The following is a 26,058-nucleotide window of genomic DNA, read 5'->3' on the forward strand; positions in this document are numbered from 1 at the left end:
CCTTCGCGGGCAGAGACCCGCTCCCACAAAGGCAGCGCTCAGGTGCCCCGTTTCAGAGGCAGGCTTCAGGCATACTTCTGTGGGAGCGGGGCTCTGCCCGCGAAGAGGCCCGCCCTGGCACGCCTACTTTTTCTGCACAAAGGCCAGCCAGCGCTCTTCGGCCTTCACCCCTTCCTGCGACGCCCACCACTTGGCCGACAGCAGCGCCTGACGCGAGATGTTTTCGGGCGAAGACGGCAGCTTGGTCGCGCGTTCGGCAGGAATGGTGCCGGTCTTGAACGCCTCGGGGTTCAGCGGGCCGTAGTCGATGATCATCGGCAGCGCCGCCTGCAGCTTGGCGTCGATGGCCTCGTTGACGAACTTCATCGCTGCCGTCCGGTGCGCCGTACCCTTGAGCACGCACAGCGAGTTGGTTTCCAGCACGCCCTGGTTGTAGTCGAAGGCTACCGGCGCACCGTCGGCCTGCACCGCCGTGATGCGACCGTTCCAGGCCTGGATCATGTCCACCTCGCCGTCACTGATCAACTGCGCCGACTGCCCGCCGGACGTCCACCAGGTGGCAATGTGCGGCTTGATTTCCTCGAGCTTCTTGAAGGCCCGCTCCACGTCCAGCGGGTACAGCTTGTCAGGCGCCACGCCGTCGGCCATCAAGGCAATCTCGAGGGTGGGGCGCGGCAGGTTGCGCAGCGAGCGCTGCCCCGGAAATTTCTTCGTGTCCCAGAAATCCGCCCAGGTCCTGGGCACGTTGTCGCCCTTGAAGGCATCGGTGCGATACGCCAGCACGGTGGAGTAGCTGATGTAGCCGACGGTGTAGTCGTCCTTGAGCGCCGCCGGAAGCTGCGCAGCGTTCGGCACCAAGGCTGGGTCCAGCTTTTCGAACAGGCCTTCGGCCTCACCGCGCAGGCAATCGCCGGTGGGCAGGTCGACCACGTCCCAACTGACCTTGCCGCTTTCGACCTGGGTCTTGATGATCGGGTAGGCCTTGGGCGAGCTGTCCTGCCTGAGGGTCAGGCCAAGCTTCTTGGCCGCCGGTTCGAGGATGGCCTTGCTCTGTGCCTCCTGGTAGGCACCGCCCTGCGATACGAAGGTAATGTCTTCTGCCCAAGCCTGCCCGAAGGCGCCGACCAGCAGTGCAAGGCTTGCGAACTTGAATGCGCGCAGTGGCGTCGGTGTCATGTACGGGACTCCTGAAGGTTGGCAGGTGGGAGGCGAGCTGGTTGTTGTCGCTCGGTCGTTCTGCTGGACCGCTGCTGTCCAATCTACCGCCAGGGGCTGCGCGCAAGCGGCCACAAATCGGCGCCGTCGAAGCGTTTTATTGCGAAAACACCGAGTGGCGCAGCAGGAACTGTTTTGCCCACAGGAAGCTATCGAGATGAGTGAAGAGCGCGCTCCCCGCGCAGGGATTTTTTGCACTCTGCAGGTCAGGCCGGGTCTGCTCTTAACCTGCCCCTACAGAAGGTCTTCGTCATGATCACCGTTCACCACCTGAACAATTCACGCTCGCAACGCATCATCTGGCTGCTGGAAGAGCTTGGCGTGCCTTACGAGATCAAGCGTTATGAACGCGACACCAAGACCAACCTCGCGCCAGCCGAACTCAAGGCCGTCCATCCGTTGGGCAAATCGCCGATGATTCAGGACGGCCCGCACACCATCATCGAGTCCGGCGCCATCGTCGATTACCTGATCCGTCGTCACGGCCAAGGCGCCCTGCAGCCTGACCCGGCCAGTGCCACCTACGACGAGTACGTGCAGTGGCTGCACTTCGCCGAAGGCTCGGCCATGCTGCCGTTGATGCTCAATCTGTACGTCGGCCGTCTGGGCGAAGCCGGCGCGCCGCTGCATCCGCGCATCGAATCCGAACTGGACAACTACCTGGGCTACCTGAATACCGCCCTCAGCCTGACGCCTTACCTGGTGGGTGAAGAACTGACCGGCGCCGACGTGCAGATGAGCTTCGTCGGCGAGTTGGCCAAAGCCCAGGGCAAGCTGGACGCCTACCCCCACCTGGCTGCCTGGGTCGAGCGCCTGCAAGCACGGCCGGCGTATCAAAAAGCGCTGGAGCAGGGCGGCGAGTACAAGTTCGCCAAGTGAACACGCGACGCGCCTCAGGCCGGTAGCAGTTTCTTGCAACCGTCCTTGCGCGTCGGGTACTGCGCGCACTTGCGTGCCAGTAGCTTGACCTGTGCGTCGTCCTTGAGCCGTTGGTTGGCGGCCAGCTTCTCGGTGATGAAAAGCTCTTCGGAGCCCAGTGTCCTTTCCGCTTGGGCAATCAGCGCCAGGGCTGCGCGTGGATCGTCGTTGCGCAGATGGTGAGCGATCATCAAGTCATACAGCTCAGGGCTGGCCAGTGACCAGTCTTTGATCGACTGCAACTCGATCAGCGCTTCGCGGCGTTTGCCCTGCGCCATGTCGACACTGAAGGCGGCTCGACGGATGCCGGGCTGGTCGCGTACCGCAGACGTCAGCGCCCGGTCGCTGAACAGCTGCGCTTCGCGCAGTTTCTTTTGTTCAAGTGCCACGGTCGCCGCATAGGCGTCCTTGTAGGCTTGCAGCGACGGTGCGACCGCGCCAGAGGCCCGCAATCGCTGCCAGTCATCGGCATTGACCGGCGCACGTCGTTGCCCATCGTACTGGCGTTGCAGGTACTGGCGCAGTTCGGTATCGCGGTCCAGCGGCGACATGTGCGAGCGCTGGAAATACTGGCCTGCGGCAGTGATGCCGGTGGCCAGCCCTTGATTCAAGGTGACTTCCACCTCCTTGACCAAGCGATCGACCTGCAGGTTCTGCAACGACGCCTGCATGGCTTCCTTTCGCTGCGTGGCAAAGCTGCCGAGCAAGGACTTCTGCTTGCCCTGGAAATCGCTCAGGCGCTGCAGGCTGTGGCTGGCGGCGCGCGGAGCATAGCCGGCCTTGATCATCAAGTCGGCACCCAGCAGATCGGCCTGGTCCTCTTGGCTGCGCCCCCAGGCCGTGCTCCAGATGTTTTCCGAGAAGCTGTTCACCAAGGCCGTATACAGCACCGTATTGCCCACGGTTTTCTGCATGCCCTGCGGGTCCTTGCTGATGAACTTCAAGCTGCCCGAGCTACGGTTCACTCCGGTGTCAGCGATCATGGTCGCGAGCACCACCGAGGTTGCCACGTTGCTCAGCACAGCATTCTGCTGCTGGAACGCTGCCCGTCGATCATGATGGTGCAGCAGTACGTGGCTCATTTCGTGCCCCAGCATCGCCGCGATCTCGTCCTCGCTCTGGACGTTGTCGAGCATGCCCAAGGGGACGAACAGATTGCCGTACGGGTCGGCCGATGGCCCGAAACCGTAGCTGTCGATGACCTTCACCTGCAGAGCGGGCAACTCGCCTGGCCAACCTTTGCCGAGCCTGCCGACGATGCCTTGCAGGTACGTCTGCAAAGGTGGAATGAGCACCACATTGTGCTGGCGAATTTCCCCGGCCGGGACCGCCATGCCGTCATAGCTCAGGCGCTGTGCGCTGACCCGTTGCGGGTCGAGCCTGTAGTACTGGCGTACATCCGCCGTGTCCAGATAGCGTCCTTTGACCTGGGATTGGGTAGAAGGCCCTACCAGGTTCATGAATGCAGCATCTGCGCCCTTGAGCGTGCCACAACCACCGAGCAGCAGGCAGGCCAAGGCGCAAAGGCTGGTGTGCAAAGCCCGGTCCCTCACCGTCCCGGCGCTCATGGTTTGCTGCAGCCAGAACCGAAGCCGATGGTCGAGGCGTTCCGGGTGTCGGCCTTCTGGCTGATGGGCAGGCTTTCGCAAGGCGTGGTAACGATCTTGCCTTCGCTCAAACGCAGGTCCATGGTGTCCAGCCAGACTTTGCGTCCGCCAAGCTCGACCTGTACCTGATCCAGATTCGGGTGGGTGGCCAACACCTGCAACGGCGGCTTGGGTGCATCCTTCACAGGCAACCTGCCCTGAGATTTGCCATGCTCGTCGAGCAATGTCAGCGGATCGGCTTCATAGGCGTCGACGGTGGTGGCCAACACACTCGGGCTGCACAGCGCTGCCAACAGCAAAAACGTGATTCGGGTCATCCTTGAGTTCCTTCTACAAGTGAAATACGAGCGCGCCTGCGCTGGGCGAAATAACGCACGAGCGATCGCCATCGCCGCTTGGCAAACAGGCTGATCGGCGCTGAGATGATTGAAATCGACAACACGGCAATGGCCAGGACATTGGCCGGGCTGATGTTGTTTTGCCACAGTCCCCAGCACAGCACGGCCAGTGCTGCCTGGACGATGGCCCAACTGAACAGGGGGGCGCGCCACGCTTTGGCGCGACGATGGCGGCGCCGTCGATACCAGGCACGCAGACCGACGATGACGATGACGAAACCCAGTTGCACCAGGTCCAGCCAACTGATCGATAGCCAGAAATAACTGTCCGGATCGCGTTGATACGCATCGTGGTAGGTCACCAGGTTGTCCAGCGCCATGGCGTGCAGGTACACCCCTGGCAGCAGGCCGTGCACCGGCGTTTGGGTAAGGTCGCCGGCCGAGGTGATCTGAGCCCCCACCAGCACCAGTTTGTCGCTGAGCAACTGCCGCAAGAGCGCACGGTCCTCGGGCGAATTGGCTTCCAGGGCGCTGGCCTTGAGGGTGAGGGTATAGGCACAAGTGGCCTGGCCGCTGTCGCCGAACTTCCAGAAGATCGCCTGCCATAACTGGGCATACCAGGCGTTGCCCGCTACCGAGCATTCCGCCACCGAGGTGGCCAGCGATTGCAGGGGTGACAGTGCCCTTCCCCAGCGCAGCGCGATGGGTGCGCGTTGCGCTGCCTGGGCTGCATCGACAGGCAGCCCGGTACATTCGCGGTCGCGACAAAACTCGCGGTACAGACCCAGCGCTGGCGTTTCGATCAGCCCCTGCGACGTCTCGACGGCCAACGGGTATCGGTCGCCGACATCGCTCCACTTCACCAGTGCACGACGGCTCATCTGGTCCAGCGCCGCCAAAGCGTTGGCCTGACCGTCGACACCGCGGGTCTCGCCGGTGTTGGCCAACAGAAGCGAGATGCCCTGTTCTCGATAGCGCTCGAAGACATTGACCAGCAGTTGGCTGCCGTTGTCGGCATCATTGAGTGAGTGGTCGTGGCTGTACATCAAGTCCACGAAGACCGCCCGCGGTTTGTAGGCCAACAGACGCCTGAATAGCTGGCTTTGCTGCGCATAGGGCAGGGGCCAGAAGGTGGCGTTGCGCATGAGGTAGGCGTCGTCGATCAGCACGACGACCACCTGCTGCTGCCCAGTGTCTGGGTAGCTGCTGGCGGCGATGCGATTGATCCACTGCGAAGACGCAGCGTCACTGGAGCTGGAAAGCCCGAAGGGGTCCAGCAGTGCGATGCAGCCTATGAACAGGCCGAGCAGCACCTGCCCCAGCCAGAATCGAAAATAGTTAGCCTTCATCCGTGGCCTGATCAGCGAATCCCTGTGTGTCGGCTTTGTAAAGGAATTGGACAGATGATGTCAAGGCGATGGCAGGCTGAGCCGCGTAGCGACGAGTACGCCACCAAGAAGTTTCGCGAGGACAACCCAGGACCTACCATGCATTCGTCAAGGCCCTGGCTGAAGCTGCCGACTTCGTCTAGACGGAGTTGAGGGCAGAGCAGTCAAGACACGGAAGCGGCAAACGGCTCGATCAGCGGTTGCTCGCGGTGCTCTGCCTGCCATAGATCCCAATCAGCCTGAACGGCCAGCCAGGTGCGTGCTTTGCCGATTCCAGCACGCTCCAGGCGAACGGCCAGGTCCGGGCTGATGGGGGCATGACCGTGCAAGATCCGTGAAAGGGTTTCCCGGGCATAGCCCAAGCGCCGGGCGAACTCCGCGATCTTGATGTCCAGGGCCGGAAGTACATCTGCCAGCAACGCTTCGCCGGGATGAGGAGGGTTGTGCATAGGCATGGCGCAGTCATCCTTAGTGATAGTCGAGGTAATCGAGCAGTTCGACGTTGCCGTCCTCGAAGCGAAAGATCAGCCGCCAGTTGCCGCTCACCGTTACCGACCAATACGTCACGAGATCACCCTTGAGTGGATGTAGCCTCCACCCAGGCATGTCGACATCGCCAGCATCAATGGCGCGCTCCAGAATCGGCAAGATGCGAGCAAGGCGTTTGGCATGATCAGCGCAGATACCCTTGGTTGATCCGGTTTCGAAGAAAGCCTTCAGGCCCTTGTGTCGAAAGCTTTTTATCATGCTTATTCCGTGATGTAAACGATCACGCTTCCTGCGTATCGGCATCTCAGAGTAACGACATTGTGAGAGGTCTTCGAACACCCGGCTGTTTCCAAATGTGGTCTGGAGCCAAGCGCCCGGTACAAAAAAGCCCCGTCCATCACTGGCGGGGCCTGGGCCGATCGCGTTGCGATTTACTTCTTCTCGGGCGCCTTGATCTCGTCCGGTACGTCCGAGGACAGCGCCTGGTGGCGGTCCTCGGTCACGCGCTTCTCACGGGCCTTGTCGTGTTCTTCGGCGGCTTCGGCTTTTTCCTCGGCGGCTTGCGCAGGCTTGCCTTCGGCTTGCTTCTGGGCGGCGGCTTCGGTGTGCTCGTTGGCTTTCTGCACATGGTCTTCGGAGGTCTTGTCACAGGCCGCCAGGCCCAGGGCGGAAATCATCAGCAGAGCGAGGGAAAGTTTCTTAGGCATGGAGGTGCAACCATTGTTCGGAGTGAACCCCTTTGAAACCGGCGCACGGCGATTGGTTCACCGCCAATCCCGTGCGCGACGCTCTGCCGCAGGCGCTCAGCTCACGTTCAAACGGTCGAGCAGGCTGTACCAGGCCACGCCTGCGCCGATGTAAAAGCGTTGCAGGCCATGCATGGGCAGCTTCTGCAGAGGGCTCACCGGGTAGGCAAATTCGGCACGGCTGTCGCACAGGCTGGCAGCCAGTTGTTGTCCCAGGCTGGTACACAGGGCGATGCCGCGGCCATTGCAACCCAGTGCCAGGGTCAGGCCCGGCGCGGGTTGGTGCACGTGGGGCATGAAGTCCCGGGTGATGGCGATGCGTCCGGCCCAGCGGTACTCGAAATCCAGCTTGCCCAGCTGCGGGAAGAGCAACGCCAGCGAGCGTTCCAGATGGCCGAAATCCTGAGGTGCGTCGGGATCGCTGAAGGTGCCGCGGCCGCCCATCAGCAACCGTCCGTGGCTGTCCTTGCGAAAGTACAGCAGTAGCCGCTGCGCCGTGGACACGGTCTCCTGTCCGGGCAGAATGCTCTGTGTCGCCGCCCCCTGCAGCGGCCGGGTCGCAACGATGAAACTGTTCGCCGCCAGGACGCTCTGTGCCATGCCCGGCCACAGGCCATCGCTGTAGCCGTTGGTGGCGAGCACCACCTGGGTTGCGTTGATCTGGGCGCCACTGGCCGTCTGCACCTGCCAGCCTGACCCCACTGGCTGCAACCCGGTCACCGGGCTCTGCCCATGGACACTGGCGCCAGCCGCTTGCGCCGCAGTGACCAGCCCGCGGGCATAGGCCAGGGGCTGGATGGCGCCGGCGCGGCCATCCAGCCAACCGCCGGCGAACGCTTGGCTGCCCATGCGCGCAGCGACCTCGCCAGCATCCAGGCGCTGCACCGGCACCCCGCGTTTCTCCCACTGCGCGGCGCGAGCGTGCAGGCCAGCCACACCCTTGTGCGAATAGGACACCTGCATCCAGCCCTTGCGCACCGCTGCACACTCGATGCCGTGGCGCTTGATCAGGTCGAACACCAGGTCGGCCGAGCGCGACACGGTGTCGATCAACGGCTCGGCGATGGCTGCGCCGTACAGCCGCACCAGTTCGTCCGGGTCATGCTTCAAGGTCGGGTTGACCTGCCCGCCGTTGCGCCCCGAAGCGCCCCAGCCCGGCTCCCGCGCCTCCAGCACGCACACGCTGACGCCACGCTCGGCCAAGTGCAGCGCAGTGGACAGGCCGGTGTACCCGGCGCCGACGATCACCACATCGTACGTACCCGACTCGCGCAATGGCGGGGTGACCCGCGCAGGCGGCGCGGTCGCCGCCCACAGTGAAGGCACATCGATCATGGCTGGCTCCGGGTGCTGGTGGTCGGGTGCAAGACCCGGCGCAGGAAATCCTGGGTGCGCGGGTGCTGCGGATTGCCCAGCACCTCGTCGGCCGGTCCGGTCTCCACCAGATAACCGCCGTGCAGGAAGCACACGCGGTCGGCGACCTCGCGGGCAAAGCCCATTTCGTGAGTGACGACGATCATGGTCATGCCTTCGTCGGCCAGGGTGCGCATCACCTGCAGCACATCGCCCACCAGCTCCGGGTCCAGCGCCGACGTCGGTTCATCGAACAGCATGGCCTCAGGCTTCATTGCCAGTGCGCGGGCGATGGCCACACGCTGCTGCTGGCCACCGGACAACTGCTCCGGGTAGGCATCGGCCTTTTCCGCCAGGCCGACCTTGTCGAGCAACGCCAGCGCCTCGCTGCGCACCTGCGCGGCCGGTTCGCCCTTCACGTACAGCGGCCCCTCCATCACGTTCTCCAGCACCGTGCGATGGGGGAACAGATTGAAGCGCTGGAACACCATGCCCATGCGGCTGCGCAGGGTGTGCACCGTCTTGCTGCCGCGCTGCACGGTTTCACCGAAGGCCTGGATCGAGCCACCTTCATAGGTTTCCAGCGCATTGATGCAGCGCAGCAACGTCGATTTGCCCGAACCCGACGGGCCGATCAGGCACACCACTTCGCCTTTCTGCACTTCGAGATCGACCCCGTGCAACACGCGGTGGTCGCCATAGTTCTTCTGCAACTGGCTGATCTTGATCATGCCTTCTTCCTCCGGCTCAGACGCTGCTCCATGCGCCGCAACCCGTACACCAGCGGCAGGCTCATCAGCAGGTACAGCAAGGCCACCAAGGTGTAGACGGTCATGTTCTGGAAGGTCGACGAGGCAATCAGCTGGCCCTGGCGGGTCATCTCGGCCACGGTGATGGTCGACACCAGCGAGGAGTCCTTGAGCATCATCACCAACGTATTGCCGTAGGGCGGCAGCGCGATACGAAACGCCTGCGGCAGGATCACCCGGCGCATCATCATGAACGAACGCATGCCCAGCGCTTCCGACGCTTCGCGCTGGCCCTGGTCGACGGCAATGATGCCGGTCCGAAAGTTTTCCGCCTGGTACGCCGAGTAGGCGATGCCCATGCCGATCACGCCGGCCTGGAAGGCGGTCAGATGAATGCCCATCTCCGGCAGCACGAAATATATATAGAACAGCTGCACGATGATCGGCAGCCCGCGGATCACGTTGATCACCGTGCTCGCCGCCCACGACAGCGCGCGGATCGGCGACAGCTTGAGCAGCGCCAGCACCAGCCCGAGCACGCTGCTGAGCAGAAACGACAGCACCGTGATCTGGATGGTCACCCACGCACCCTGAAGCAGAATCGGCAGGAAGTCCTGCGCGTTCTGCAAGAATTCAGCAAGCTTCATGGTCGCTCCTCAGCCTACACGCCCCACTTCTGCACGATGCCTTGCAGCGTGCCGTTGGCCTTGATGGTGTCGATGGCCTTGTTCAGGCGCTCCAGGGTTTCGCTGTCACCCTTGCGCACCACGAAGCACACATCGCCTACTTTGGCCGGCGTGTAATCCGCAGCCAGCTTCACCCCTTTGAAGGTGTTCTGACGAATCTGGTAGGCCACGATCGGCTGGTCGGCCACGGCGGCCTTGATGCGACCCAGGGACAGGTCACGAACCATCTCGGCAATCGAATCGTAGGTGCGTACTTCCTTGAAGATGCCCATTTTGTTGACCAGGTCGTAGAAAGCGGTGCCCGCCTGGGCGCCGATCACTTCACCCTTCAACGCATTGAGGTCGGGGTAGGCGGTGTTGTCGTCGGCACTGACGATCAGGCCTTCGCCGTAGGAATAGACCGGCGTGCTGAAGTCCACCACCTTGGCGCGCTCTTCGGTCTTGAGCATGCCCGCCGAAATGAAGTCCAGCTTGCCCGACGTCAGCGACGGGATCAGCGCCGCGAAATTGGTCTGTTCCATCTGCGTGCCGAAGCCGCCCGCCTCGCCGACTGCTTTGGCGATGTCGACCATCATCCCCTGAATGCTGTTGCTCTTGATGTCCAGAAAGGTGAAGGGCGAGCCCGTGGCGGTTGCACCAACCTTGTACATCGGTGCCTCGGCAGCGTGCACCAGAGAGGCACCGAGCGTCATGCAGATACCGAGCGCGAAACGGCGAAACAGAGGGGAAAGGCTGTTCATCGGGTCACTCCAGAAGGAATCGGAAGGTGGGTACCGCCATGCGGTCCTGAGGAAGGTCGCAAGCTCTGTGCCATTCCAGGTCTTTGCTATCAATTTACGCAGCTGAAAAATCGTTAAACGGAGGTTTCGTATCGCTATACGATTTTCAGGCCCGGTATTTGCTGTTTGATAGCTGTCGTCCGGGTTCAATCACTGCTCATTTCCTTGAGGCCCTCATGTCCGAAGATCGCAACAGCCTGTTCAACCAGTCCCTGGAAAAAGGCCTGGCCGTACTGCGTACATTCAGCGCCAAGCGCCGCAGCATGAGCCTTGCAGAGATCGCCGAAGCCGCCCACATGACTAAAAGCTCGGCCCAGCGCATGGTGTTCACCCTGGAAAGCCTGGGTTACCTTCGGAAACACTCGCGCACTCGGCATTACCAGTTGACCCCACATGTGCTGGAACTGGGCTTCAGCTATCTGGACGCTCACTCGCTGATCGAGGTGGGCAACCCGTTTCTCGCCGAACTCACTCGGCTGACCGGCGAGACCGCCTGCCTGACCGAGCCCACCGGTGTGGAAATGACCTACATCGCGCGCTTCGTCAGCGCCCGCTTCGTACCCGTGCACATGCCCATCGGCAGCCGCGTGCCCATGTACTGCACCGGCTCCGGTCGTGCCTACCTCAGCGCCCTGCCACCCACCGAGGCCCTGGCCCTGGTGCAAAGCAGCGCACGCGTCGCGCACACCCCGCACACCCACACCGACGTGGACGAGATCATGGCCTCGCTGCAAACCGTGCGCGAATGCGGCTACGCGGTGAACACCCAGGAACTGTTCCTCGGCGACATGACCATCGCCGCCCCCGTCATCGGCGGCAACGGCCGCCCCGTGGCCGCCGTCCACGTGGTCGCCCCCACCAGCCGCTGGACCCGCGCCGACGCCGAAAGCCAGCTGGTGCCGGCGTTGATGCAGTGTGTGCAGGTGTTGAGCAATTCGGCGCGGAGTTTGGGGTAGGGAGCGAGGGTAAACGTGGCACGCAGACTTACCTTGCTGCGACGATCCGATAGCGCGTACTCCTACCCCCACCTGGCAATCGTTGCAGCAGGCCCTTTTCCAATAGATCGGCGAGATGGCGTGTGGCGGTGGCCTTGCTGACCTTCGCTACCGCTTGATACTGCGCGGCGCTGATCCCTTCTTCGAATCCCTTGGCGCCACCATCGAGCAGGCGATTGATCACTTTCAGCTGCTCCTTCGATAACGGCAGCGCACGGTGCGCCTGCCAGAAGCGCGCCTTGTTCAGCACTCGATCGATGTTCTTGATCGCTGCGGTAATTGCTGCGAGCAACGTCTGAAGAAACCACACCAGCCACGGCGTGACGTCCATGTCGGATTTCTGCGTTTGTTCCAGAACCGAGTAGTAACCCACCCGGTTGTCCAGAATGCTGGCTGACATCGCGTAGAAACGCACCGCTTGGTGGTCACCCTGGGCAAGCGCCAGGTCGGTGAGCGCGCGGGTCAAACGACCGTTGCCGTCGTCGAAGGGGTGCAGAGTCACGAACCACAGGTGAGCGAGACCCGCGCGCAACAGGGGATCCAGCGTGGTCGACGCCACGTTGAACCAGTCAACGAACGTTTCAAGCTGCTGTTCCAGCCCGTGCCTAGATGGGGCTTCGAAGTGCACCGTTGGCCGATCCAGCCGGCCCGACACTACCTGCATCGGCTCATTGCCACGCAACTCACCCACACGCACCGGCGTGTGCAGCTGACTCGAATCGTCCGCTGGAAACAGCAGCGAATGCCACTGCAGCAAGCGCTCTACGCTCAAAGGTTGAGCGTGATTGCACGTTGCATCGACCATCAATTGCGCCAGACCCTCGCTGCGCGAAGTTCTCTGCGCCTCTTTGGGCTCGTGTACACCCAAGCGGCGAGCCAGGGAAGATCGAACCGAACCGGCATTGAGTGCCTCACCCTCGATTGCCGAGGACGTGATGATGTTCTGCAGCAGCGTATCGAGCATGCCCTGTCGGCTGCTCTCATCACCCACGGCGCCGAGCCTGCCCAATAGCCGCCCTTGCTCGCTTGTGCATTGACGCAGCAGGTCAGCCAGCTTGTCGGGTTGCCAGGAGAATTGCGGCCATTGAGGTTGCTGCCAGATCCACTGGGGCATGAGCATTCTCGCCTTGATGAGCCGATTGGGGAGCTTATTCGGCTCATATTGTGAGCCGAATGTTGAGTGTATTCGGCTCATGCTGGATATCAAGGACTGTTTCAAGGTGCGTAGTTTGTGATGTATTGCTGTAGTCCATAGGCGATCAGTACCTTGGCAATACAGCCTTCCATAGGGTTATTGCTGAAGTGTTGGAGTTACACGACCGCGGCGAGCGCCTACTCACAGTAAAGATAGCGAATTCAACGCGCCATTTAGAAGGGTTGTGCTATTGGTTTGAAAGCTGCGGCGGGCGCTCGATTGGCTCCAGAGCACAGCCAGTATTGGTCCAATGCAGGCTGTTGAAAAGGTCGTGCAGGTTTGAGACTGTCTAGTGTCTACCCGCGGGCGCGACTCTGCTTGAAACGTCCGTTAAAAATTATCATCCCTGCCCAACCTGCAGATCCGGACAGCGGTACAAATCAAGGTGGCATACTTCTGTACCTCCCTGAAAGAGGTGCATTGAAAGCCCCCCGGACCGGTTGGCACGTCGGTCACGGGACTACCCGTATAGTGACGTTTGCATGATGAGTGATGGGTGGCGCAGCCACGGCCCTCGTGAAACGTACCGCTTGGCAATGAGAGTCTATGCACGCCGAACATGTTGATTTATCCCATCCCGTTTTCCTGCCTGTCGCCGAGGAAACCTGTTTACGCCTGCTCGCCGAGGACGGTGCGGCCCAGCTTGAATCTCTGAGCGGTCCGGAGCTGGCTGCCGTGCTCGTCATTCAAAACCTGGCACAGGCCGCTGAAAAAGACTTGAACGCCGCTGGGGCCGAAAGAATATTGGCCAAGTTGATCGGATGGGCCGTGGCCTCTCGAGAACCGACCGGCCTGTTATCCGAAGCACAACGCTTGTTCGACCAAGGCAAGCTGTATTACGGCCTTGAGGCGATCAAACCCCTGAAACTGCGTTTGCTGGAAGACGAAGAGGTCGCCGCCCAGGATTATCTCTTGCCTGGGGGGGAGTGGGATAGCAGCTTCAGTATTCGACACTACCGAGCGAACAACCCCGACCGCGAGCATGTGATTACGCCGCGGCATCGGGAGCGCTGGTTGAGCGACGCGCAAGACAACCTGCTGCGCACCTTCCGCGCCAATCTGAATGAAGACTTGCATGTGCAAGGTTATGCCGGCGTCGGGAAAAGCCATTTGCTGGGCGCACTGCTGGAGTTTCTGCGCCCCGAAACCACCCTTGTACTGGCGCGCACGAAGAGCAAGCTTGAAGTCTTGCGCAAGCACATGGGCGGAGATCGCGACAGAAAAGCCGGCTCCACCTTCCAGGGCTTTGCGCACGCACTGCTGAAGCATTCCAGGTTCAACACGGCAACGGCCCCGGCCAGATTGCCGACGAAGCAGGCACTGGCTCTGGAACTCAACATCCTGGGCCTGCGTCAGTATGACGGGCCGACTACCTTGGGCCTGTGCCTCAAAGTACTGGAAAACTACAGCGCTTCCAGAGACTACAGCTTGAGCGCTGCACATCTTCCGCATTTCCAGCAGGCATTGACCAGTGAGGATGCCAAGGTGTTGCTCGAGTATGCCAGACGCCTATGGCGGTACTTGGACTCGACCCCGGCATGGGCAGGTCATGGGTATTTCGCCACGCTGTTGATGATCAAACGTGCCAGCTTGGCGGACTGCGTGGTACCGGCACGGTTTACCCATGTGCTCATCGATGAAAGTCAGGACATTCCCGCGTCGCTATTGCAGATCATCGAGCGTGGCAAACAAGTGTTGATCACCCTTGGCGACGAGTATCAGCAGATCAAGGGTGCAACTGTGCCGCGCCGTCATGGAGTGCGTCGCAGTGATATCAGCTATTCGTTACGTTCGGGGCGCAACGTGGAGAAGTTGGTCAACCCGCTTATCTCTCGGCACTCGGCCAAGAGCAAAGTGTATTTCGAGGGGGCTCGCAACGCGGACGTACGAGTGGAACATTATCACGAGGGTTTCGTGCCACCTGAAAGCTGTGCGGTGTTGACGGCTTCGCATTGGGACACCATGAAATGGGTCATGCAGCTTCACGACGCCAACTGTGGCTTCAGCTTCCTGAACAAAAAGGCTCAGGACGACCTTCAGCACTTCATGTCCACGGCCATCGCGCTCTACAAGCCTGAATATTACAGCCTTGACCATCATGGCAAAGGCGCACACCCGGATCTTAACGAATTGCTCGACTGGGCCCAGGTGCGCGAAGCCAATCGATACGACAATTCGTTCTCATGGGTAGAAGACGCGCTGGAGAAGGGTTTCAACGTTGCAGACATGACACGGCTGAACCGCTTGCAAGGCCAGCTCGGCAGCAGTTGTGTGCTGATGATGGCCCAGGACGCTGGCGGAATGGAGTTCGATCAGGTGCTACTGACCCCCGAGCTGCTTACCACGGGGGCGTTCAAGGATGCCTACGAATTCGATGAGCGAATTTGCGCAGTGTACGTCGCAATTTCCCGCGCTCGGCACCAGCTGTACATTCCTTACGATGTGGAGGAGTGGGTTGAATACCATAAGGGCCAGGCATTTCGGCAGCTTCACGGTTATTGATGATGCTTCTGAATGCTTACAAGAAAGCGTTCGGTCTGGCGGTTGGAACGCAGGCACACAACCCTGCAGGTCACAGTAGCCTCGATCCCCATAAACCCGACCACCTGCTTCAAGTCCCCCTTCCCAAGGCCGATAGGAGAACCAATGCAAGCCACGCCCCGCGTGCGCTGTGCCCTCTTCTAGCGAGCCCAGTGATGAACCTTTTCAAACGCTTCAACAACGCCCGCGCAAACAGCCAGGGCGCCGTGAGCCTGAGTTGCACGGCCGGTGAGCTGGACCGTGCCCTGGCCGGTTTGCGCGCAGATCCCGTGCTGGTGACAGGTTTCGTCTCGCCCCACCTGGACATCGACAAGGTCGCGGCGAGCGTCCGTCAGCGCTTTCCCAATGGCACCATCAGCCTGTGCACCACCTCGGGTGAGCTGTGCAACAGCGCCGATGGCCTGTACTGCGCCGCGGGCGAGCATTGGGACCGCATCGTCCTGCAATGCTTCGAGCGCAGCGTGATTGCCTCGGCGGAAGTGGTCATGGTGCCACTGGAGTGCGAAGACATTCGCAAAGGCGGCAAACGCATGGAGATGCGCGAGCGCATCGAAAAGCTGGTCAACAACATCAAGCGCGTGCAGGTCAGCACGCCCATCGACCACCGCGACACCCTGGCCTATGTGGTGTTCGACGGGCTGTCGGCGTCCGAATCGTTCTTCATGGAGGCGCTCTACGAATCCGGTCGCTTCCCGTGCCTGTTCGTCGGCGGTTCCGCCGGCGGCAAATCGGACTTCCAGAAAACCCTGATCCACGACGGCAAGCGCAGCTACCAGAACCACGCCCAGATCGTCTTCCTGAAGACGGCTCCGGATATCCGGTTCGGTGTGTTCAAAAGCCAGAACTTCGAACCGGTCGGGCTGACGTTCAGCGTGCTCACCGCCTCCGTCGAAGACCGCACCATCGACCAGGTGATCGACAGTAACGGCAACATCATGAGCATGGTGCAGGCCCTGTGCAACGCCTTCAAATGCGACAGCCACTCCCTGGAAAAGAACCTGGCCGAGTACTCGTTCGCCATCCGTGTCGGCAGTGAATTGTTCGTGCGCTCCATTGCCCGCATCGACCACGCCCAGCAGATCATCCAACTGTTCTGCGACGTCGCACCGGGCGAAGAGCTGGTCATGGTCAAGCGTACGCCGTTGCGTCAGGCCACGGAAAAAGACTACCGACAGTTCCTGCAAGGCAAGGGCGGCCAGCCGGTCGCCGCCATTCTCAACGACTGCATCTTGCGCAGGCTCAACAACGCCAATGACCTGGGCAGCATGCGCGGGCTCTTTGGCGATGTGCCGGTGGTGGGCTTCTCGACCTTCGGCGAAATCCTCGGTCTGAACCTCAACCAGACCCTGACCGCGATCTTCTTCTTCCACGTCGCCAAAGGCGCCTCGTTCACCGACGAATACGTGGACCGCTTCATCGCTCACTACGGCGAATTCAAAGCGTTCTTCCTGCGTCGCCAACTGAAGAAAATGGTTGGTTTGAATCACGTAGTGGTCAAACAGATCGAAGCCTTCAAACGCAACGACTTCACCAGCGCCCTCGACACCCGCGGCCTGGACAACGGCATCCTTCCCGTCTTCAAAGGCCTCGCGGCTCTGGGTCAGGTGCTCTCCGACGCGGGCGAGCAACAGGAGCAGATGGCCACCCAGATCAAGCATTACTCCGGCGAACTGCACCTTTCCATGGATGACCTGGCGGCCACCATCGACCGCCAGAACACCGTGTCCAGCCAGGCCGGCGACACCGTCGAAGACCTTGCCCGGCAGGCGGACGAAGCGGTGGTAGGCGCACGTGCGCTGGCCAGTTCGAGCCTGCAGATCCAGTCCATCGTGCAGGTGATCCAGCAGATTGCCGGGCAGACCAATTTGCTTGCGTTGAACGCTGCTATCGAAGCAGCCCGCGCTGGCGAACTGGGCAGAGGGTTTGCAGTAGTGGCCGACGAGGTGCGCAAGTTGGCGGAGATCACCCGCAAGAATGCGGCGGATATCGGCGTGGATGTCGACTTGCTGTCGAGCGAAATTCAGCGAGTGGCTCAGCAGATCGAAGACCAGTCCACAGGGGTGGGCGCGCTGAGGGAGATGCTGGATACCCTGGAGGCATCGAGCCAGGCCACGGAAGGCACGGCGAGGCGCACGAAGGGCATTGCGGATACCTTGACCGGGTTGACGCGGGGGTAGGGGAGCTTTGCGCAGGTTGGGGATCGGTCATGACGTCGAGTCTGCTCCGGTACTCAAAGCCTGAACCCCTCGACGATATGCTCAGCCAATGCATCCATCATCGGCGAGCGGGTATCAGGGTTGCGCAGCAACATGATGCTCGCGATGGGCAACAAGGGCATGCCTTCGGCTTCGCCAATGATCCGCATCCCTGGCGTGACCAGGCTCTGCAACTGTGCAGTGACCGCCAGGCCCACGCCGACCGCCGCCATTATCGCCGCGAGGCTGGGGCTGGAGTAGGCGATCCGGTACGGCTTCTGCGCGGCGTCCAAGGCGTTGCAGGCCCATATCCGGCAAAAACAATCGGTATTGAACATCGCCAGTGGCACGGGCGTTTGTTCGTGGAGAAAAAACCCTTCGGCTTCAGCCCACACGAAGCGCTCCTGGCGCAGCAACTGGCCCACTTCACGCCCGGGCTCACGGGTGACGATCGTCAGATCCAAATCCTTGCGTTGCATCAATTGCCGGGAGCTCTCGCAATGGACCTCCACCTGCACCAGCGGAAACGCCTGGGCGAAGCCGGACAAGATCCCCGGCAGAAAGCGCATGGCGTAGTCGTCCGGAGTGCCGATGCGCACGGTGCCGACCATGTGCGGCTCGCGCAGGGTGGTGAACACTTCGCTGTGCAATTTGAGAATGCGGCGCGCGTAACCCAGCAGAATCTGCCCTTCAGCCGTCAGCTTCACCTGCCGGCCATCACGTTCGAACAATTGCCGACACAGCACGTCCTCCTCGAGCCGCTTCATCTGCATGCTCACTGCCGATTGAGTGCGGTTAACCCGCTCGCCGGCCTTGGTGAAACCGCCTTCATCGGCGATGGCAACGAAAGTACGCAGGACTTCCGAATCGATGCTCTGGTAATGGGACATTGATCAATCTCTGAGATGCACAGCATTCAAAACATTCGTTGGATTGATGTTAAGCCTGAACCGAGAATCAAGCCATCAACCCGGAGGATGAGCAGATGAAAGGTCAAACAATGAATGCCTGTGTTTCGAACGATGGCTGCACCCAGCATAAGTCGTTGGGGCCTCTAGCCAATCTCTGGAAGCGCATCACGCGCTGGTATGAACTGACTCGGCAACGGCATCAACTGGAGCAGATGAGTGACGCCGGGCTCAAGGACCTGGGCTTGAGCCGGGCGGATATCTATAAAGAGATCGAGCGCCCGTTCTGGGACGATCCGTTCTGCAAGTAAATCGGTTTGGCCATCGCCAGAGCAAGACAAACGACGCCGTCATCCGTCTTATGGGCATGCGAGAGCATTCTCCACCGCGCAGGTGTGCCGGTCGGCTTCCTTGAGGTCGACGACATCCGCTTGCGGGCCTGCCCAACGAGGACCGTCTGAAATCATGATTCGTAAAATAATTGCAGTGTTCACCGCCTGGCTTGTTGGCGCGGCGATGGCCGCTCATGCGCAGCCGGTCACGCTGGACGGTACCGAGCAATGGACCATGCAAAGCGAAGGCGGGCTGGAATACCGCATCATGATCAGCCTTCCCGAGGGTGACGTGCCTTACACCGGCGGTTATCCAGTGATTTATCTGTTGGATGGCAATGCCTATTTTCCGGCGTTTCATGCCGCCAAGCGCGCACAGGCCAAATTGCGCGGATCCATCCTGGTAGCCATCGGTTATCCGAGTGACACGCCCCTGGACTTCGCCAGGCGCGCGTTCGACCTGACCCCACCTGCGCCCGCCGATCGCAACACACCTCCACAAGGCGGTCAGGATCTGTTTCTCGATTTTATCCAGACGCGCCTGATGCCCAAGGTGTCCGAGCATTTCAAAGTCGACGAAGACCAGCGCAGCCTGGTCGGGCACTCGTTCGGCGGCATGCTGGGCGTGTACGCGATGTTCACTCGGCCCACTCTGTTTCAACACGTTGTAGCGGTCAGCCCTAGCCTGTGGTGGCGCGACCAATTCCTGCTGGCACCTGAACGCGCCTTCACCGAACGCGTCCGCGCCGGGCAACTCGACATGACGCAGACCAGCCTGAGTATCGTGATGGCCGAGCGCGATTCGGTCCAGGGCATCCAGGATGCCAGGGCGTTGTATTCACGCCTGCAGCAGTTGTCCGGTACCGGGCTGCGCACCGGCTTTGTGGTCGAACCTGGCGAGGACCACACCTCCATACCCTTTCGCATCCCCAATCAGGTACTGGGTGAATTGATTGGAGCAAGGCGCTATTGAGCAGGCAGGAAAGCGCAGGCAACAACGCCTTCGCAAGCGCAAATGATTCTCTTTGTGATATTTTCCTGCCCTGCCACTCCGCCTTTCAAGGTTCCTTCATGTCCGGCCCAGATCTCAAGGCGCTGTACCTCGCCCACCGCAGCGAAATTCAGGATTACCTGGACCGTCGTTTGCGTTGCAAAGAGACCGCCGCCGATCTGACTCAGGACACGTTCATTCGCCTCTCCGAACAGATGGGCCGAACGCCGATTGCGAATTTCCGCGCTTATCTGTTCTCCAGCGCCCGCAATCTGTTCATCGATCACACTCGGCGTCAGGAACATCGCAAGGGCGAAACCCTTGATCCACAGGCGACCTCAAGCTTCGAGCCGTCCACGCCAACGCTGGAACAAGCGGCAATTGCTCATCAACAACTCAATACGTTGAACGTCGTGATCCAGAACATGCCCGCGCCTTGTCGCGAGGTGTTCCTGATGGTGCGCGTGGAAGGCCTGACCTATGTGGAAATAGGCCAGCGCCTGGGTATTCCTGCCAAAACCGCGTACAGCCGCATGGTGCGCGCCCTGGATCTGCTCAAGATCGGTATGTCCGAATGAGCGCCGAACCACCACCAGCGTCCCCTGTGGCGCACGTCGATGACATAAGCCATCGAGCGAGCGCCTGGTTTGCGTTGATGCACGGCGGGTCGCCCACAGCAGCCGAACAGGCAGAGTTGGCCACGTGGCTGGATGCCGACCCCCGACATGCCGAGGCCTATGCCCAGCTCGAGCACCTGTGGGCCGCGTCCGCGCAGTTGCATTCGCTCAACGCGGCACCGGCCGCTGCGCACCTGTCTCGACGGCGTTTCGTCGGCATGGGCATCGCCGCCAGTGCCGTGGCCGTCAGCGCATGCGCCTCCATGCTATGGCTCAACGATATGGGCCTGCCGTTCGCCGATGTCCGCAGCGCCGTGGGCGAGCGGCGTACGGTCAGCTTGCCCGATGGGTCCACCGTCGACCTTGCCGGCCACACCGCATTGAATGTGGATTTTTCGCCGACCCGGCGCGCCGTGGAACTGCTTCACGGCGAGGCTTACTTCACTGTGCTGCCCGCAGCCGCCGGTGAGTTCACGGTCAACAGCCGATCCGGGCAGGTAGTGGCCGCCGAGGGTGAGTTCTGTCTGTCATGCGATGACGCATCGACACTGCTGACGGTAAGCCGCAAGTCGGTCCGTGTGGTAACGGCCAACCAGCAGATCGATCTGGCAGAGGGCCTGTCGCTGCGTTTCAGCCGTGACCGGACCGGCCCCATCCAGCATGCCGAACTGGCCCAGGTACTCGCCTGGCGCAGCGGACGATTGGTGTTCTTCGACAAGCCCTTGTTCACGGTCATCGATGAGTTGCAACGCTGGCGCGAAGGCCGAATCTTCATCATGGACAAGCAACTCGCCAGCCGCCGGGTCAGTTTGATCCTCAATCTGAACAAGCCCGAGCAGATGCTCGATGCCATCACCAAAGCCCTGGCGGTGCGTGTGGATCGTTACACCGACCTGATCACTCTGATCTATCCCGCCTGATACCGCAGAAAAATCTTTTACGCACCCTCAGGGAATCGCGTGCGCTCATGCGTCTTAGCCTGACTGATTGGTATTCGCATTTTCGCGCACTTCCTGGGGTACGACCGCAATGGCAAGGCAACTCAACCATGAAACCAGCATCGACAGCCGCTGGCAGCGCAACGCGCTGGGCACCGCATTGGCGTGCACACTGCTCGTCGGCGCACTTCAGGCTCATGGCGCGCAGGTCCATTCGGCGGCGACGTCCGTAGAGCGGCTGTCACTCAATATTTCCGCGCAACCCCTGCGTCAGGCCTTGCTGCAGTTCAGTCAGCAGTCCGGCCAGAACGTCCTGCTGGACGGCAACCTGGACAGCGCCCTGCGCAGCACTGCCGTAGAGGGCCGCTACTCGTCGGAAGAGGCACTGGCGAAGTTGTTGCAGGGCAGTGGCTACACCTTCGCCCGAACCGATGCCATGACCGTTTACCTGGTTCCGGTGCAGAACACGCAGGCCAGCAGCGAAATCCTCCTCGCGCCCACGCAGATCCAGTATCAAACCTCCGGCGACGTCAGCCCAACCCGCGGTTACCGGGCAAACCCCGTGTCCAGCACCACTCGCCTGGGCCTGAGCGACAAGGAAACCCCGCAAGCGATCACCGTGATTACGCGCGAGCAGATGGACGACTTCCAGCTCAACAGCGTGAAGGATGCGCTGCGTAACGCACCGTCGGTGACTGTGGAACAGTTCGAAACCGATCGCACCGCCTTTACCTCGCGTGGTTTCAAGATTGAAAACTTCGAGTTCGACGGCATGAGCCTGCCGTTCTCCGGCGGCGTATTGGTCGGCGATCAGGACATGACCGAGTTCGAGCAGGTCGACGTGCTGCATGGCGCCAACGGCTTGATGAGCGGCACCGGCGATCCGTCTGCCACGGTCAACCTGGTGCGCAAACGCCCCACGGACACGTTCCAGGCGCGGGTCGACAGCAGCGTGGGCTCGTGGGACAACCGTCGCTTGAGCTTTGACGTGTCAGGCCCACTCAGCGAAAGCGGAAACGTTCGCGGACGCTTCATCACCTCCCATGACAAAGGCAACTCCTACCTCGATCAGTACGGCCATGAGGTCAACGTCGCGGCCGGCCTGCTGGCTTTCGACCTGTCCGATGCCGACACCCTCACGGTAGGCTTCACCCAGCAGAACAGCTACTCCAATGGCAGCACCTGGGGCGCCTTGCCCATCGCCGACTACCAGGGCAACCGCATTCACTACAGCAGCCGCAGCTCCAGCGTCGGCCAGCCCTGGACTTACTGGGACGTGCATACCCAGCGCGCCTTCGCCGAGCTGACCCACGCGTTCGACAATGGCTGGACCAGCACCCTGACCCTGGCCGGAATGAAGCAGGATTCCGACACCAAGATGTTCTACGCCATCCCCGCCAGCGCGGACCAGGTGTATGGCTATATCAACCGTACCACCAGCAAGGAAGAGCAAGTCACCGCCGAAGCGAAACTGTCCGGACCCTTCGCGCTGTTCGGCAGGGAACATGAACTGACCCTGGGCGCCAACTACGGCCGCACCCACCACGACGAGGTCGGGCATTACAAAGATGCATCCGGCAACCAAATGGTGAGCCTGGCCGACGCGCTGTCCGGCAACGTCGTGCAACCGCCGCTGAACTACACCGACGACCTCAATACCCAGCTGTTCACCGACCGACAAAAGAGCCTGTTCGCCGGCGCGCGCTTCAGCGTTGTCGATGACCTGCACTGGATTGCCGGCGCACGCATGCTCAGCGCCGACGGCGATGGCGCCGGGTACGGATCGCCCCACGACACACGGGTGCACGGCAAAGTGACCCCGTACACCGGCCTGGTCTACGACCTCACCCCACAGTGGAGCCTGTACACCAGCTGGACGAAAATCTTCAAGCCGCAATACCTGCGCAGCACCAGCGGCGGCTTGATCCTTCCCCTCGAAGGCAAAAGCCTGGAAGTGGGTGTCAAAGGCCTCGTGCTCGATGAGCGACTCACCCTCACCGCTGCCGCGTTCAAAACCGATCAGCAAAACGTCGCCGAGCTCACCGGCGAAATCGTCGGTGGCCAGTACCTGTACCGCGGCACTAACGTCAAAAGCCACGGCTTCGAACTGGGCGCGTCGGGCGAAGCGCTACCCGGCCTGGACATAGCGGGCGGCTACACCTTCGTGCAGATCGAAGACGACAACGGCGACGACACCCGCAAGTACATCCCCACCCACACCCTGCGCGGCAGCCTGACCTATCGCCTGCCCGAGATGCCCAGCGTCAAGGTGGGCACACGTTTTCAGTGGCAAAGTGCAACCGAGGTCGACACCAACAGCAACGTGCGCCAAGAGGCCTACGCGCTGGTGGACTTGATGGCCAGCTACGACATCGACGACAACTGGAGCACCTCGCTGAACCTCAACAACGTCACCGATCGCAAGTACTTGCTGTCGCTGTATCAATCGTCCGGGTCGACCAACTATGGCGCGCCGCGCAATTTGACGGCGTCGGTGACGTGGAAGTATTGAGAGGGCTTGTTCCGGCCGGATGGGCGCAGGTTAGCGTGAGCTGATAGTGAGTCGTCGATCATGAATGCTTGAAAAATATGCGGAGCTCAGTGCGGTCGGTCGAAAGTGAGGTAGCTTTCCTGAAGCACCCAACAAGATACTAGGGTGCGTAAGAAATTCTCGTCCACCGACTGAGTGAGCTTTCATGAATCGCCGCAATTTCATCCTGGGCGCCGGCACGGCAATGCTGATGTTGAAACTGGCCGCCGCTCAGGCCAATGACCCACCGGCCAACAGCGAAACAGTCGAGCTGTGGAGCGGCGTACCGCCAGGTGGAGGCGGACCGTCGGGAGATAACACCCTCACATCCCATGGCTCTCTGAGCAACGTCACCCGCCCTTACCTGCAGATATTCAAGCCCGCCAAACCCAATGGAAAAGCCGTGATCGTCGCTGCTGGCGGGGGCTATAAACGAATCGAACTTGGGATCGAGGGATGGCCCCTGGCCGATTGGCTGACGGAGCGCGGGTATACCGCGTACGTGCTGGCCTACCGCTTGCCAAGCGAAGGCTGGAACGCCGGCAACATCGTAGCGCTGCAAGATGCACAACGCGCGCTGCGCATCGTTCGCAGCCGGGAAAAGCATGTGACCCTGCTGGGCTTTTCGGCGGGTGGGCATCTGATGGGCATGACCGCGACGCTTGGCGATTCTCAGACGTATGTCGCGCAAGACAGCATCGATTCGATCTCCGCCGTCGCTGAGGGGGCGGCGTTGATCTATCCACCCATTACGTTGGAGCGGCCTTATACATATACCTCGACTCACAAGGTATTGGTGGGGCCAGATGCATCGGCGCAAGAAGAGGCTGAGTGGTCTGTGCAGAACCGTGTAACTGGCAGCACACCGCCCGAGTTCTTGGTGCAGGCGGAGGATGACTCCGTGGTTGATCCGCACAATACGCTGATCATGGCTGCGGCTTGTGAGCAGCGTGGGGTGGCTGTGGAGATGCATCGGTATGCGACTGGTGGGCATGGGTTTGGGTTGGGGAGGAGAGGGACGGCGAGTGGGGAGTGGCCGGGGAGGTATGAGGCGTGGTTGGGGAGGTTGGGGGTGGGGTAAGGAAGGGTACTTGAAGTAAGCCTCAAGTTTGCTCATTTCATCGCTGCTGACGAATTGTGCATGTGTAGATGCTCGTAAGCAGTGGCAACGTATACATCCCTTTGCACATAAACTACTTCGACGGCGCGCATTCTATCGATCAATCCTGAGCTGCCACCGGTGCAGCCGGTCTGAATACTACATATCAACGCGTCTTAATCTTCTGACCAAGAAGGGGTTAACCATGGCTGCACTACTGAATCGAGCTGAGCAGGCGGTTTCTGAGACGGCTATGGCTCGCAACTTTAGCGCGCGCTTGAATGACGTCACTAGCGGCGACATCTCACACTTAGTGATCTTCAAGGACAACGAGCCAGCCGCCGTGCTTGTGGGCATCGACGGCTACCAAGCCATGCAGGACGAGCTTGAAGATCTGCGTTCTGAACTGCTTGCGATCAACCGCCTGCCTAGCCTTGAGAACGACGTTACCGTGAGCCTCGAGGATATGGAGGCTCGGTTCAAATAGGTAATGAAGATGAAGGACTGGACTGTTCGGTTTCATTCACTGATAGACAAAGGGCTCTAGCTGTTTGGCACTGCTGAAGCTAAGGGAGTGCTGAAGGTCATTCGTGAGCGTATTGCCGAGGGGGAGCCCGACAAGGTCGGCAAGGCCTTGCGCGGGCCACTGGCCGGGTACCGCCGGATTCGCACGGGCGATGTACGTATCGTCTACCGCATCAACGGTACTGAAATCATCTTGGTCGTGTGCGTAGGTGCACGTCGCGATGACGAGGTCTACGACGCAGCAGTAAGAAGGGTGTGAACCAAGACCCGCCTCGCGGGTTTTTTACGCCTCACGATCAACCACCAATATGGACATTATGGGGCGATACGTGCTCTCCGGGAATTTCGGGGGCTTCCGGCCATCCTCGAAGCTCAAGGCACCGAAGCTGCAGATCGGTGTATTGCTCGGCGGTCAGAGACGTTGCCAACCTGGCTTTCACCTCATCCGATCATGGGCATCTCGCGCCATGCGCATTACCAGTGCAATTAGAGCTGGGCTGGAACGCTTGCGTGGCAAGGCTTTCCGAGAATTCGAACGGAAAATTACCTCGGTTACCTGTTTCCCATGGCTCACCATGAAAACAGATCAGCCACGCTGGGAGGGGGCTCGTTGGTGGCTGCACGCTTGGCTGCGGGGCAATGGTGCTCAGGCGTCTACCCACGCTCCATCGCATGCTTGTTACGTACGTTGTTATGTGCTGGACAAAAACAAAGGGCCTGCATCGCTGCAGGCCCTTGTTTTGTATGGTGCCGGCACCAGACGAACGGTATGTTCTGCGGGACTAGGTTTTCGGGCGTCTGGAGTTCGCTGGAAAATTTGGCGTAACCCGACGAGTAACTATCGATAATTCAGCTAGTTATGGAATTCAGTGGAGTCGAACCCGGGTCCGCAAAGTCTCGATGCTATCCATCTACTTGATTTAG

The 26,058-nt window shown here is 60.7% G+C and carries 25 protein-coding genes and 1 pseudogene; 13 read left to right on the plus strand and 13 right to left on the minus strand.

Annotated features, from left to right (window positions below):
* Window positions 1-123: 123 nt before the first annotated feature.
* Entirely contained in the window at window positions 124-1,176 is a 1,053-nt protein-coding gene (locus tag IFT44_RS11185; RefSeq protein WP_192058850.1) for an ABC transporter substrate-binding protein, read from the minus strand.
* Between the two features lie 291 nt (window positions 1,177-1,467).
* On the opposite strand from IFT44_RS11185, the gene IFT44_RS11190 reads away from it, so the two are divergent.
* Window positions 1,468-2,094: a glutathione S-transferase family protein gene (locus IFT44_RS11190; RefSeq protein WP_192137507.1), complete on the plus strand. Its 627-nt coding sequence runs from the start codon at window positions 1,468-1,470 to the stop codon at window positions 2,092-2,094.
* 14 nt (window positions 2,095-2,108) lie between these two features.
* Here the strand turns inward: IFT44_RS11190 and IFT44_RS11195 are convergent, their stop codons facing one another.
* The 10 genes from IFT44_RS11195 to IFT44_RS11240 all read right to left on the minus strand — a co-directional run bounded on the left by IFT44_RS11195 (window position 2,109) and on the right by IFT44_RS11240 (window position 10,229).
* Entirely contained in the window at window positions 2,109-3,701 is a 1,593-nt protein-coding gene (locus IFT44_RS11195) for a M48 family metallopeptidase (protein ID WP_192175913.1), read from the minus strand.
* A complete protein-coding gene (locus IFT44_RS11200; RefSeq protein WP_122801319.1) occupies window positions 3,698-4,057 on the minus strand; it encodes a hypothetical protein in 360 nt (119 codons plus the stop codon). The genes IFT44_RS11195 and IFT44_RS11200 overlap by 4 nt, the downstream gene beginning before the upstream one ends.
* Window positions 4,054-5,427, minus strand: coding sequence for a CHASE2 domain-containing protein (locus tag IFT44_RS11205; protein ID WP_192137509.1), 1,374 nt, complete (start codon window positions 5,425-5,427; stop codon window positions 4,054-4,056). The genes IFT44_RS11200 and IFT44_RS11205 overlap by 4 nt, the downstream gene beginning before the upstream one ends.
* 203 nt (window positions 5,428-5,630) lie before the next feature.
* Window positions 5,631-5,921, minus strand: coding sequence for a HigA family addiction module antitoxin (locus IFT44_RS11210; RefSeq protein ID WP_192137510.1), 291 nt, complete (start codon window positions 5,919-5,921; stop codon window positions 5,631-5,633).
* A gap of 13 nt (window positions 5,922-5,934) precedes the next feature.
* Entirely contained in the window at window positions 5,935-6,213 is a 279-nt protein-coding gene (locus tag IFT44_RS11215) for a type II toxin-antitoxin system RelE/ParE family toxin (protein ID WP_122480594.1), read from the minus strand.
* A gap of 173 nt (window positions 6,214-6,386) precedes the next feature.
* Window positions 6,387-6,662, minus strand: coding sequence for a hypothetical protein (locus IFT44_RS11220; RefSeq protein WP_122480593.1), 276 nt, complete (start codon window positions 6,660-6,662; stop codon window positions 6,387-6,389).
* A 96-nt stretch (window positions 6,663-6,758) separates the two neighbouring features.
* Entirely contained in the window at window positions 6,759-8,027 is a 1,269-nt protein-coding gene (locus IFT44_RS11225) for an NAD(P)/FAD-dependent oxidoreductase (protein WP_342214287.1), read from the minus strand.
* Between the two features lie 5 nt (window positions 8,028-8,032).
* Complete coding sequence (locus tag IFT44_RS11230; protein ID WP_122480591.1) at window positions 8,033-8,785, minus strand: amino acid ABC transporter ATP-binding protein; 753 nt, start codon at window positions 8,783-8,785, stop codon at window positions 8,033-8,035.
* Window positions 8,782-9,450, minus strand: coding sequence for an ectoine/hydroxyectoine ABC transporter permease subunit EhuD (gene ehuD, locus IFT44_RS11235; protein ID WP_122480590.1), 669 nt, complete (start codon window positions 9,448-9,450; stop codon window positions 8,782-8,784). The genes IFT44_RS11230 and ehuD overlap by 4 nt, the downstream gene beginning before the upstream one ends.
* A 14-nt stretch (window positions 9,451-9,464) precedes the next feature.
* Window positions 9,465-10,229: an ABC transporter substrate-binding protein gene (locus tag IFT44_RS11240; protein ID WP_122480589.1), complete on the minus strand. Its 765-nt coding sequence runs from the start codon at window positions 10,227-10,229 to the stop codon at window positions 9,465-9,467.
* Between the two features lie 215 nt (window positions 10,230-10,444).
* On the opposite strand from IFT44_RS11240, the gene IFT44_RS11245 reads away from it, so the two are divergent.
* Complete coding sequence (locus IFT44_RS11245) at window positions 10,445-11,224, plus strand: IclR family transcriptional regulator (RefSeq protein ID WP_122480588.1); 780 nt, start codon at window positions 10,445-10,447, stop codon at window positions 11,222-11,224.
* A gap of 28 nt (window positions 11,225-11,252) precedes the next feature.
* On the opposite strand, the gene IFT44_RS11250 is transcribed toward IFT44_RS11245, so the two are convergent.
* Window positions 11,253-12,383, minus strand: a complete 1,131-nt coding sequence (locus tag IFT44_RS11250) for a Fic family protein (protein ID WP_192137512.1) — start codon at window positions 12,381-12,383, stop codon at window positions 11,253-11,255.
* Between the two features lie 621 nt (window positions 12,384-13,004).
* On the opposite strand from IFT44_RS11250, the gene IFT44_RS11255 reads away from it, so the two are divergent.
* From IFT44_RS11255 to IFT44_RS21355, 3 genes and pseudogenes are all read left to right on the plus strand, one after another.
* Window positions 13,005-14,960 (plus strand): hypothetical protein, encoded by a 1,956-nt coding sequence (locus IFT44_RS11255; RefSeq protein WP_192175914.1) that lies wholly within the window; start codon window positions 13,005-13,007, stop codon window positions 14,958-14,960.
* 194 nt (window positions 14,961-15,154) lie between these two features.
* Window positions 15,155-16,309 (plus strand): annotated as a pseudogene (locus IFT44_RS21350) (FIST signal transduction protein); the annotation flags it as partial.
* Between the two features lie 372 nt (window positions 16,310-16,681).
* A complete protein-coding gene (locus tag IFT44_RS21355; RefSeq protein WP_446730952.1) occupies window positions 16,682-17,176 on the plus strand; it encodes a methyl-accepting chemotaxis protein in 495 nt (164 codons plus the stop codon).
* Between the two features lie 53 nt (window positions 17,177-17,229).
* On the opposite strand, the gene IFT44_RS11265 is transcribed toward IFT44_RS21355, so the two are convergent.
* A complete protein-coding gene (locus IFT44_RS11265) occupies window positions 17,230-18,084 on the minus strand; it encodes a LysR substrate-binding domain-containing protein (protein ID WP_192058880.1) in 855 nt (284 codons plus the stop codon).
* 95 nt (window positions 18,085-18,179) lie between these two features.
* Here IFT44_RS11265 and IFT44_RS11270 point away from each other — a divergent pair, with 95 nt between their 5' ends.
* The 8 genes from IFT44_RS11270 to IFT44_RS11305 all read left to right on the plus strand — a co-directional run bounded on the left by IFT44_RS11270 (window position 18,180) and on the right by IFT44_RS11305 (window position 25,393).
* Window positions 18,180-18,413: a DUF1127 domain-containing protein gene (locus tag IFT44_RS11270; RefSeq protein WP_192175916.1), complete on the plus strand. Its 234-nt coding sequence runs from the start codon at window positions 18,180-18,182 to the stop codon at window positions 18,411-18,413.
* 154 nt (window positions 18,414-18,567) lie between these two features.
* Window positions 18,568-19,407 (plus strand): alpha/beta hydrolase, encoded by an 840-nt coding sequence (locus IFT44_RS11275; protein WP_192175917.1) that lies wholly within the window; start codon window positions 18,568-18,570, stop codon window positions 19,405-19,407.
* A complete protein-coding gene (locus tag IFT44_RS11280) occupies window positions 19,404-20,003 on the plus strand; it encodes an RNA polymerase sigma factor (protein WP_192175918.1) in 600 nt (199 codons plus the stop codon). The genes IFT44_RS11275 and IFT44_RS11280 overlap by 4 nt, the downstream gene beginning before the upstream one ends.
* Window positions 20,000-20,962 (plus strand): FecR family protein, encoded by a 963-nt coding sequence (locus IFT44_RS11285; RefSeq protein WP_192175919.1) that lies wholly within the window; start codon window positions 20,000-20,002, stop codon window positions 20,960-20,962. The genes IFT44_RS11280 and IFT44_RS11285 overlap by 4 nt, the downstream gene beginning before the upstream one ends.
* Before the next feature lie 109 nt (window positions 20,963-21,071).
* Window positions 21,072-23,492 carry a TonB-dependent siderophore receptor gene (locus IFT44_RS11290; RefSeq protein WP_192175920.1) on the plus strand — a complete coding sequence of 807 codons (2,421 nt, stop codon included), beginning with the start codon at window positions 21,072-21,074 and terminating at the stop codon, window positions 23,490-23,492.
* Between the two features lie 184 nt (window positions 23,493-23,676).
* Entirely contained in the window at window positions 23,677-24,591 is a 915-nt protein-coding gene (locus IFT44_RS11295) for an alpha/beta hydrolase (RefSeq protein WP_192137519.1), read from the plus strand.
* A 271-nt stretch (window positions 24,592-24,862) separates the two neighbouring features.
* Complete coding sequence (locus IFT44_RS11300) at window positions 24,863-25,096, plus strand: type II toxin-antitoxin system Phd/YefM family antitoxin (RefSeq protein ID WP_192137630.1); 234 nt, start codon at window positions 24,863-24,865, stop codon at window positions 25,094-25,096.
* Between the two features lie 87 nt (window positions 25,097-25,183).
* Window positions 25,184-25,393: a type II toxin-antitoxin system RelE family toxin gene (locus IFT44_RS11305; protein ID WP_342214282.1), complete on the plus strand. Its 210-nt coding sequence runs from the start codon at window positions 25,184-25,186 to the stop codon at window positions 25,391-25,393.
* Window positions 25,394-26,058 lie beyond the last annotated feature (665 nt).

This window comes from Pseudomonas sp. CFBP 13710 (genome assembly GCF_014842235.1).
GTDB classification, from domain to species: Bacteria; Pseudomonadota; Gammaproteobacteria; order Pseudomonadales; family Pseudomonadaceae; genus Aquipseudomonas; species Aquipseudomonas baltica.

Excerpts from the sequence above, each read along its gene's own strand:
- IFT44_RS11185 (WP_192058850.1), bottom strand. The coding sequence starts at position 1,176 with ATGACACCGACGCCACTGCGCGCATTCAAGTTCGCAAGCCTTGCACTG.
- IFT44_RS11190 (WP_192137507.1), top strand. The coding sequence starts at position 1,468 with ATGATCACCGTTCACCACCTGAACAATTCACGCTCGCAACGCATCATC.
- IFT44_RS11195 (WP_192175913.1), bottom strand. The coding sequence starts at position 3,701 with ATGAGCGCCGGGACGGTGAGGGACCGGGCTTTGCACACCAGCCTTTGC.
- IFT44_RS11200 (WP_122801319.1), bottom strand. The coding sequence starts at position 4,057 with ATGACCCGAATCACGTTTTTGCTGTTGGCAGCGCTGTGCAGCCCGAGT.
- IFT44_RS11205 (WP_192137509.1), bottom strand. The coding sequence starts at position 5,427 with ATGAAGGCTAACTATTTTCGATTCTGGCTGGGGCAGGTGCTGCTCGGC.
- IFT44_RS11210 (WP_192137510.1), bottom strand. The coding sequence starts at position 5,921 with ATGCCTATGCACAACCCTCCTCATCCCGGCGAAGCGTTGCTGGCAGAT.
- IFT44_RS11215 (WP_122480594.1), bottom strand. The coding sequence starts at position 6,213 with ATGATAAAAAGCTTTCGACACAAGGGCCTGAAGGCTTTCTTCGAAACC.
- IFT44_RS11220 (WP_122480593.1), bottom strand. The coding sequence starts at position 6,662 with ATGCCTAAGAAACTTTCCCTCGCTCTGCTGATGATTTCCGCCCTGGGC.
- IFT44_RS11230 (WP_122480591.1), bottom strand. The coding sequence starts at position 8,785 with ATGATCAAGATCAGCCAGTTGCAGAAGAACTATGGCGACCACCGCGTG.
- ehuD (WP_122480590.1), bottom strand. The coding sequence starts at position 9,450 with ATGAAGCTTGCTGAATTCTTGCAGAACGCGCAGGACTTCCTGCCGATT.
- IFT44_RS11240 (WP_122480589.1), bottom strand. The coding sequence starts at position 10,229 with ATGAACAGCCTTTCCCCTCTGTTTCGCCGTTTCGCGCTCGGTATCTGC.
- IFT44_RS11245 (WP_122480588.1), top strand. The coding sequence starts at position 10,445 with ATGTCCGAAGATCGCAACAGCCTGTTCAACCAGTCCCTGGAAAAAGGC.
- IFT44_RS11250 (WP_192137512.1), bottom strand. The coding sequence starts at position 12,383 with ATGCTCATGCCCCAGTGGATCTGGCAGCAACCTCAATGGCCGCAATTC.
- IFT44_RS11255 (WP_192175914.1), top strand. The coding sequence starts at position 13,005 with ATGCACGCCGAACATGTTGATTTATCCCATCCCGTTTTCCTGCCTGTC.
- IFT44_RS21355 (WP_446730952.1), top strand. The coding sequence starts at position 16,682 with ATGGATGACCTGGCGGCCACCATCGACCGCCAGAACACCGTGTCCAGC.
- IFT44_RS11265 (WP_192058880.1), bottom strand. The coding sequence starts at position 18,084 with ATGTCCCATTACCAGAGCATCGATTCGGAAGTCCTGCGTACTTTCGTT.
- IFT44_RS11270 (WP_192175916.1), top strand. The coding sequence starts at position 18,180 with ATGAAAGGTCAAACAATGAATGCCTGTGTTTCGAACGATGGCTGCACC.
- IFT44_RS11275 (WP_192175917.1), top strand. The coding sequence starts at position 18,568 with ATGATTCGTAAAATAATTGCAGTGTTCACCGCCTGGCTTGTTGGCGCG.
- IFT44_RS11285 (WP_192175919.1), top strand. The coding sequence starts at position 20,000 with ATGAGCGCCGAACCACCACCAGCGTCCCCTGTGGCGCACGTCGATGAC.
- IFT44_RS11290 (WP_192175920.1), top strand. The coding sequence starts at position 21,072 with ATGGCAAGGCAACTCAACCATGAAACCAGCATCGACAGCCGCTGGCAG.
- IFT44_RS11295 (WP_192137519.1), top strand. The coding sequence starts at position 23,677 with ATGAATCGCCGCAATTTCATCCTGGGCGCCGGCACGGCAATGCTGATG.
- IFT44_RS11300 (WP_192137630.1), top strand. The coding sequence starts at position 24,863 with ATGGCTCGCAACTTTAGCGCGCGCTTGAATGACGTCACTAGCGGCGAC.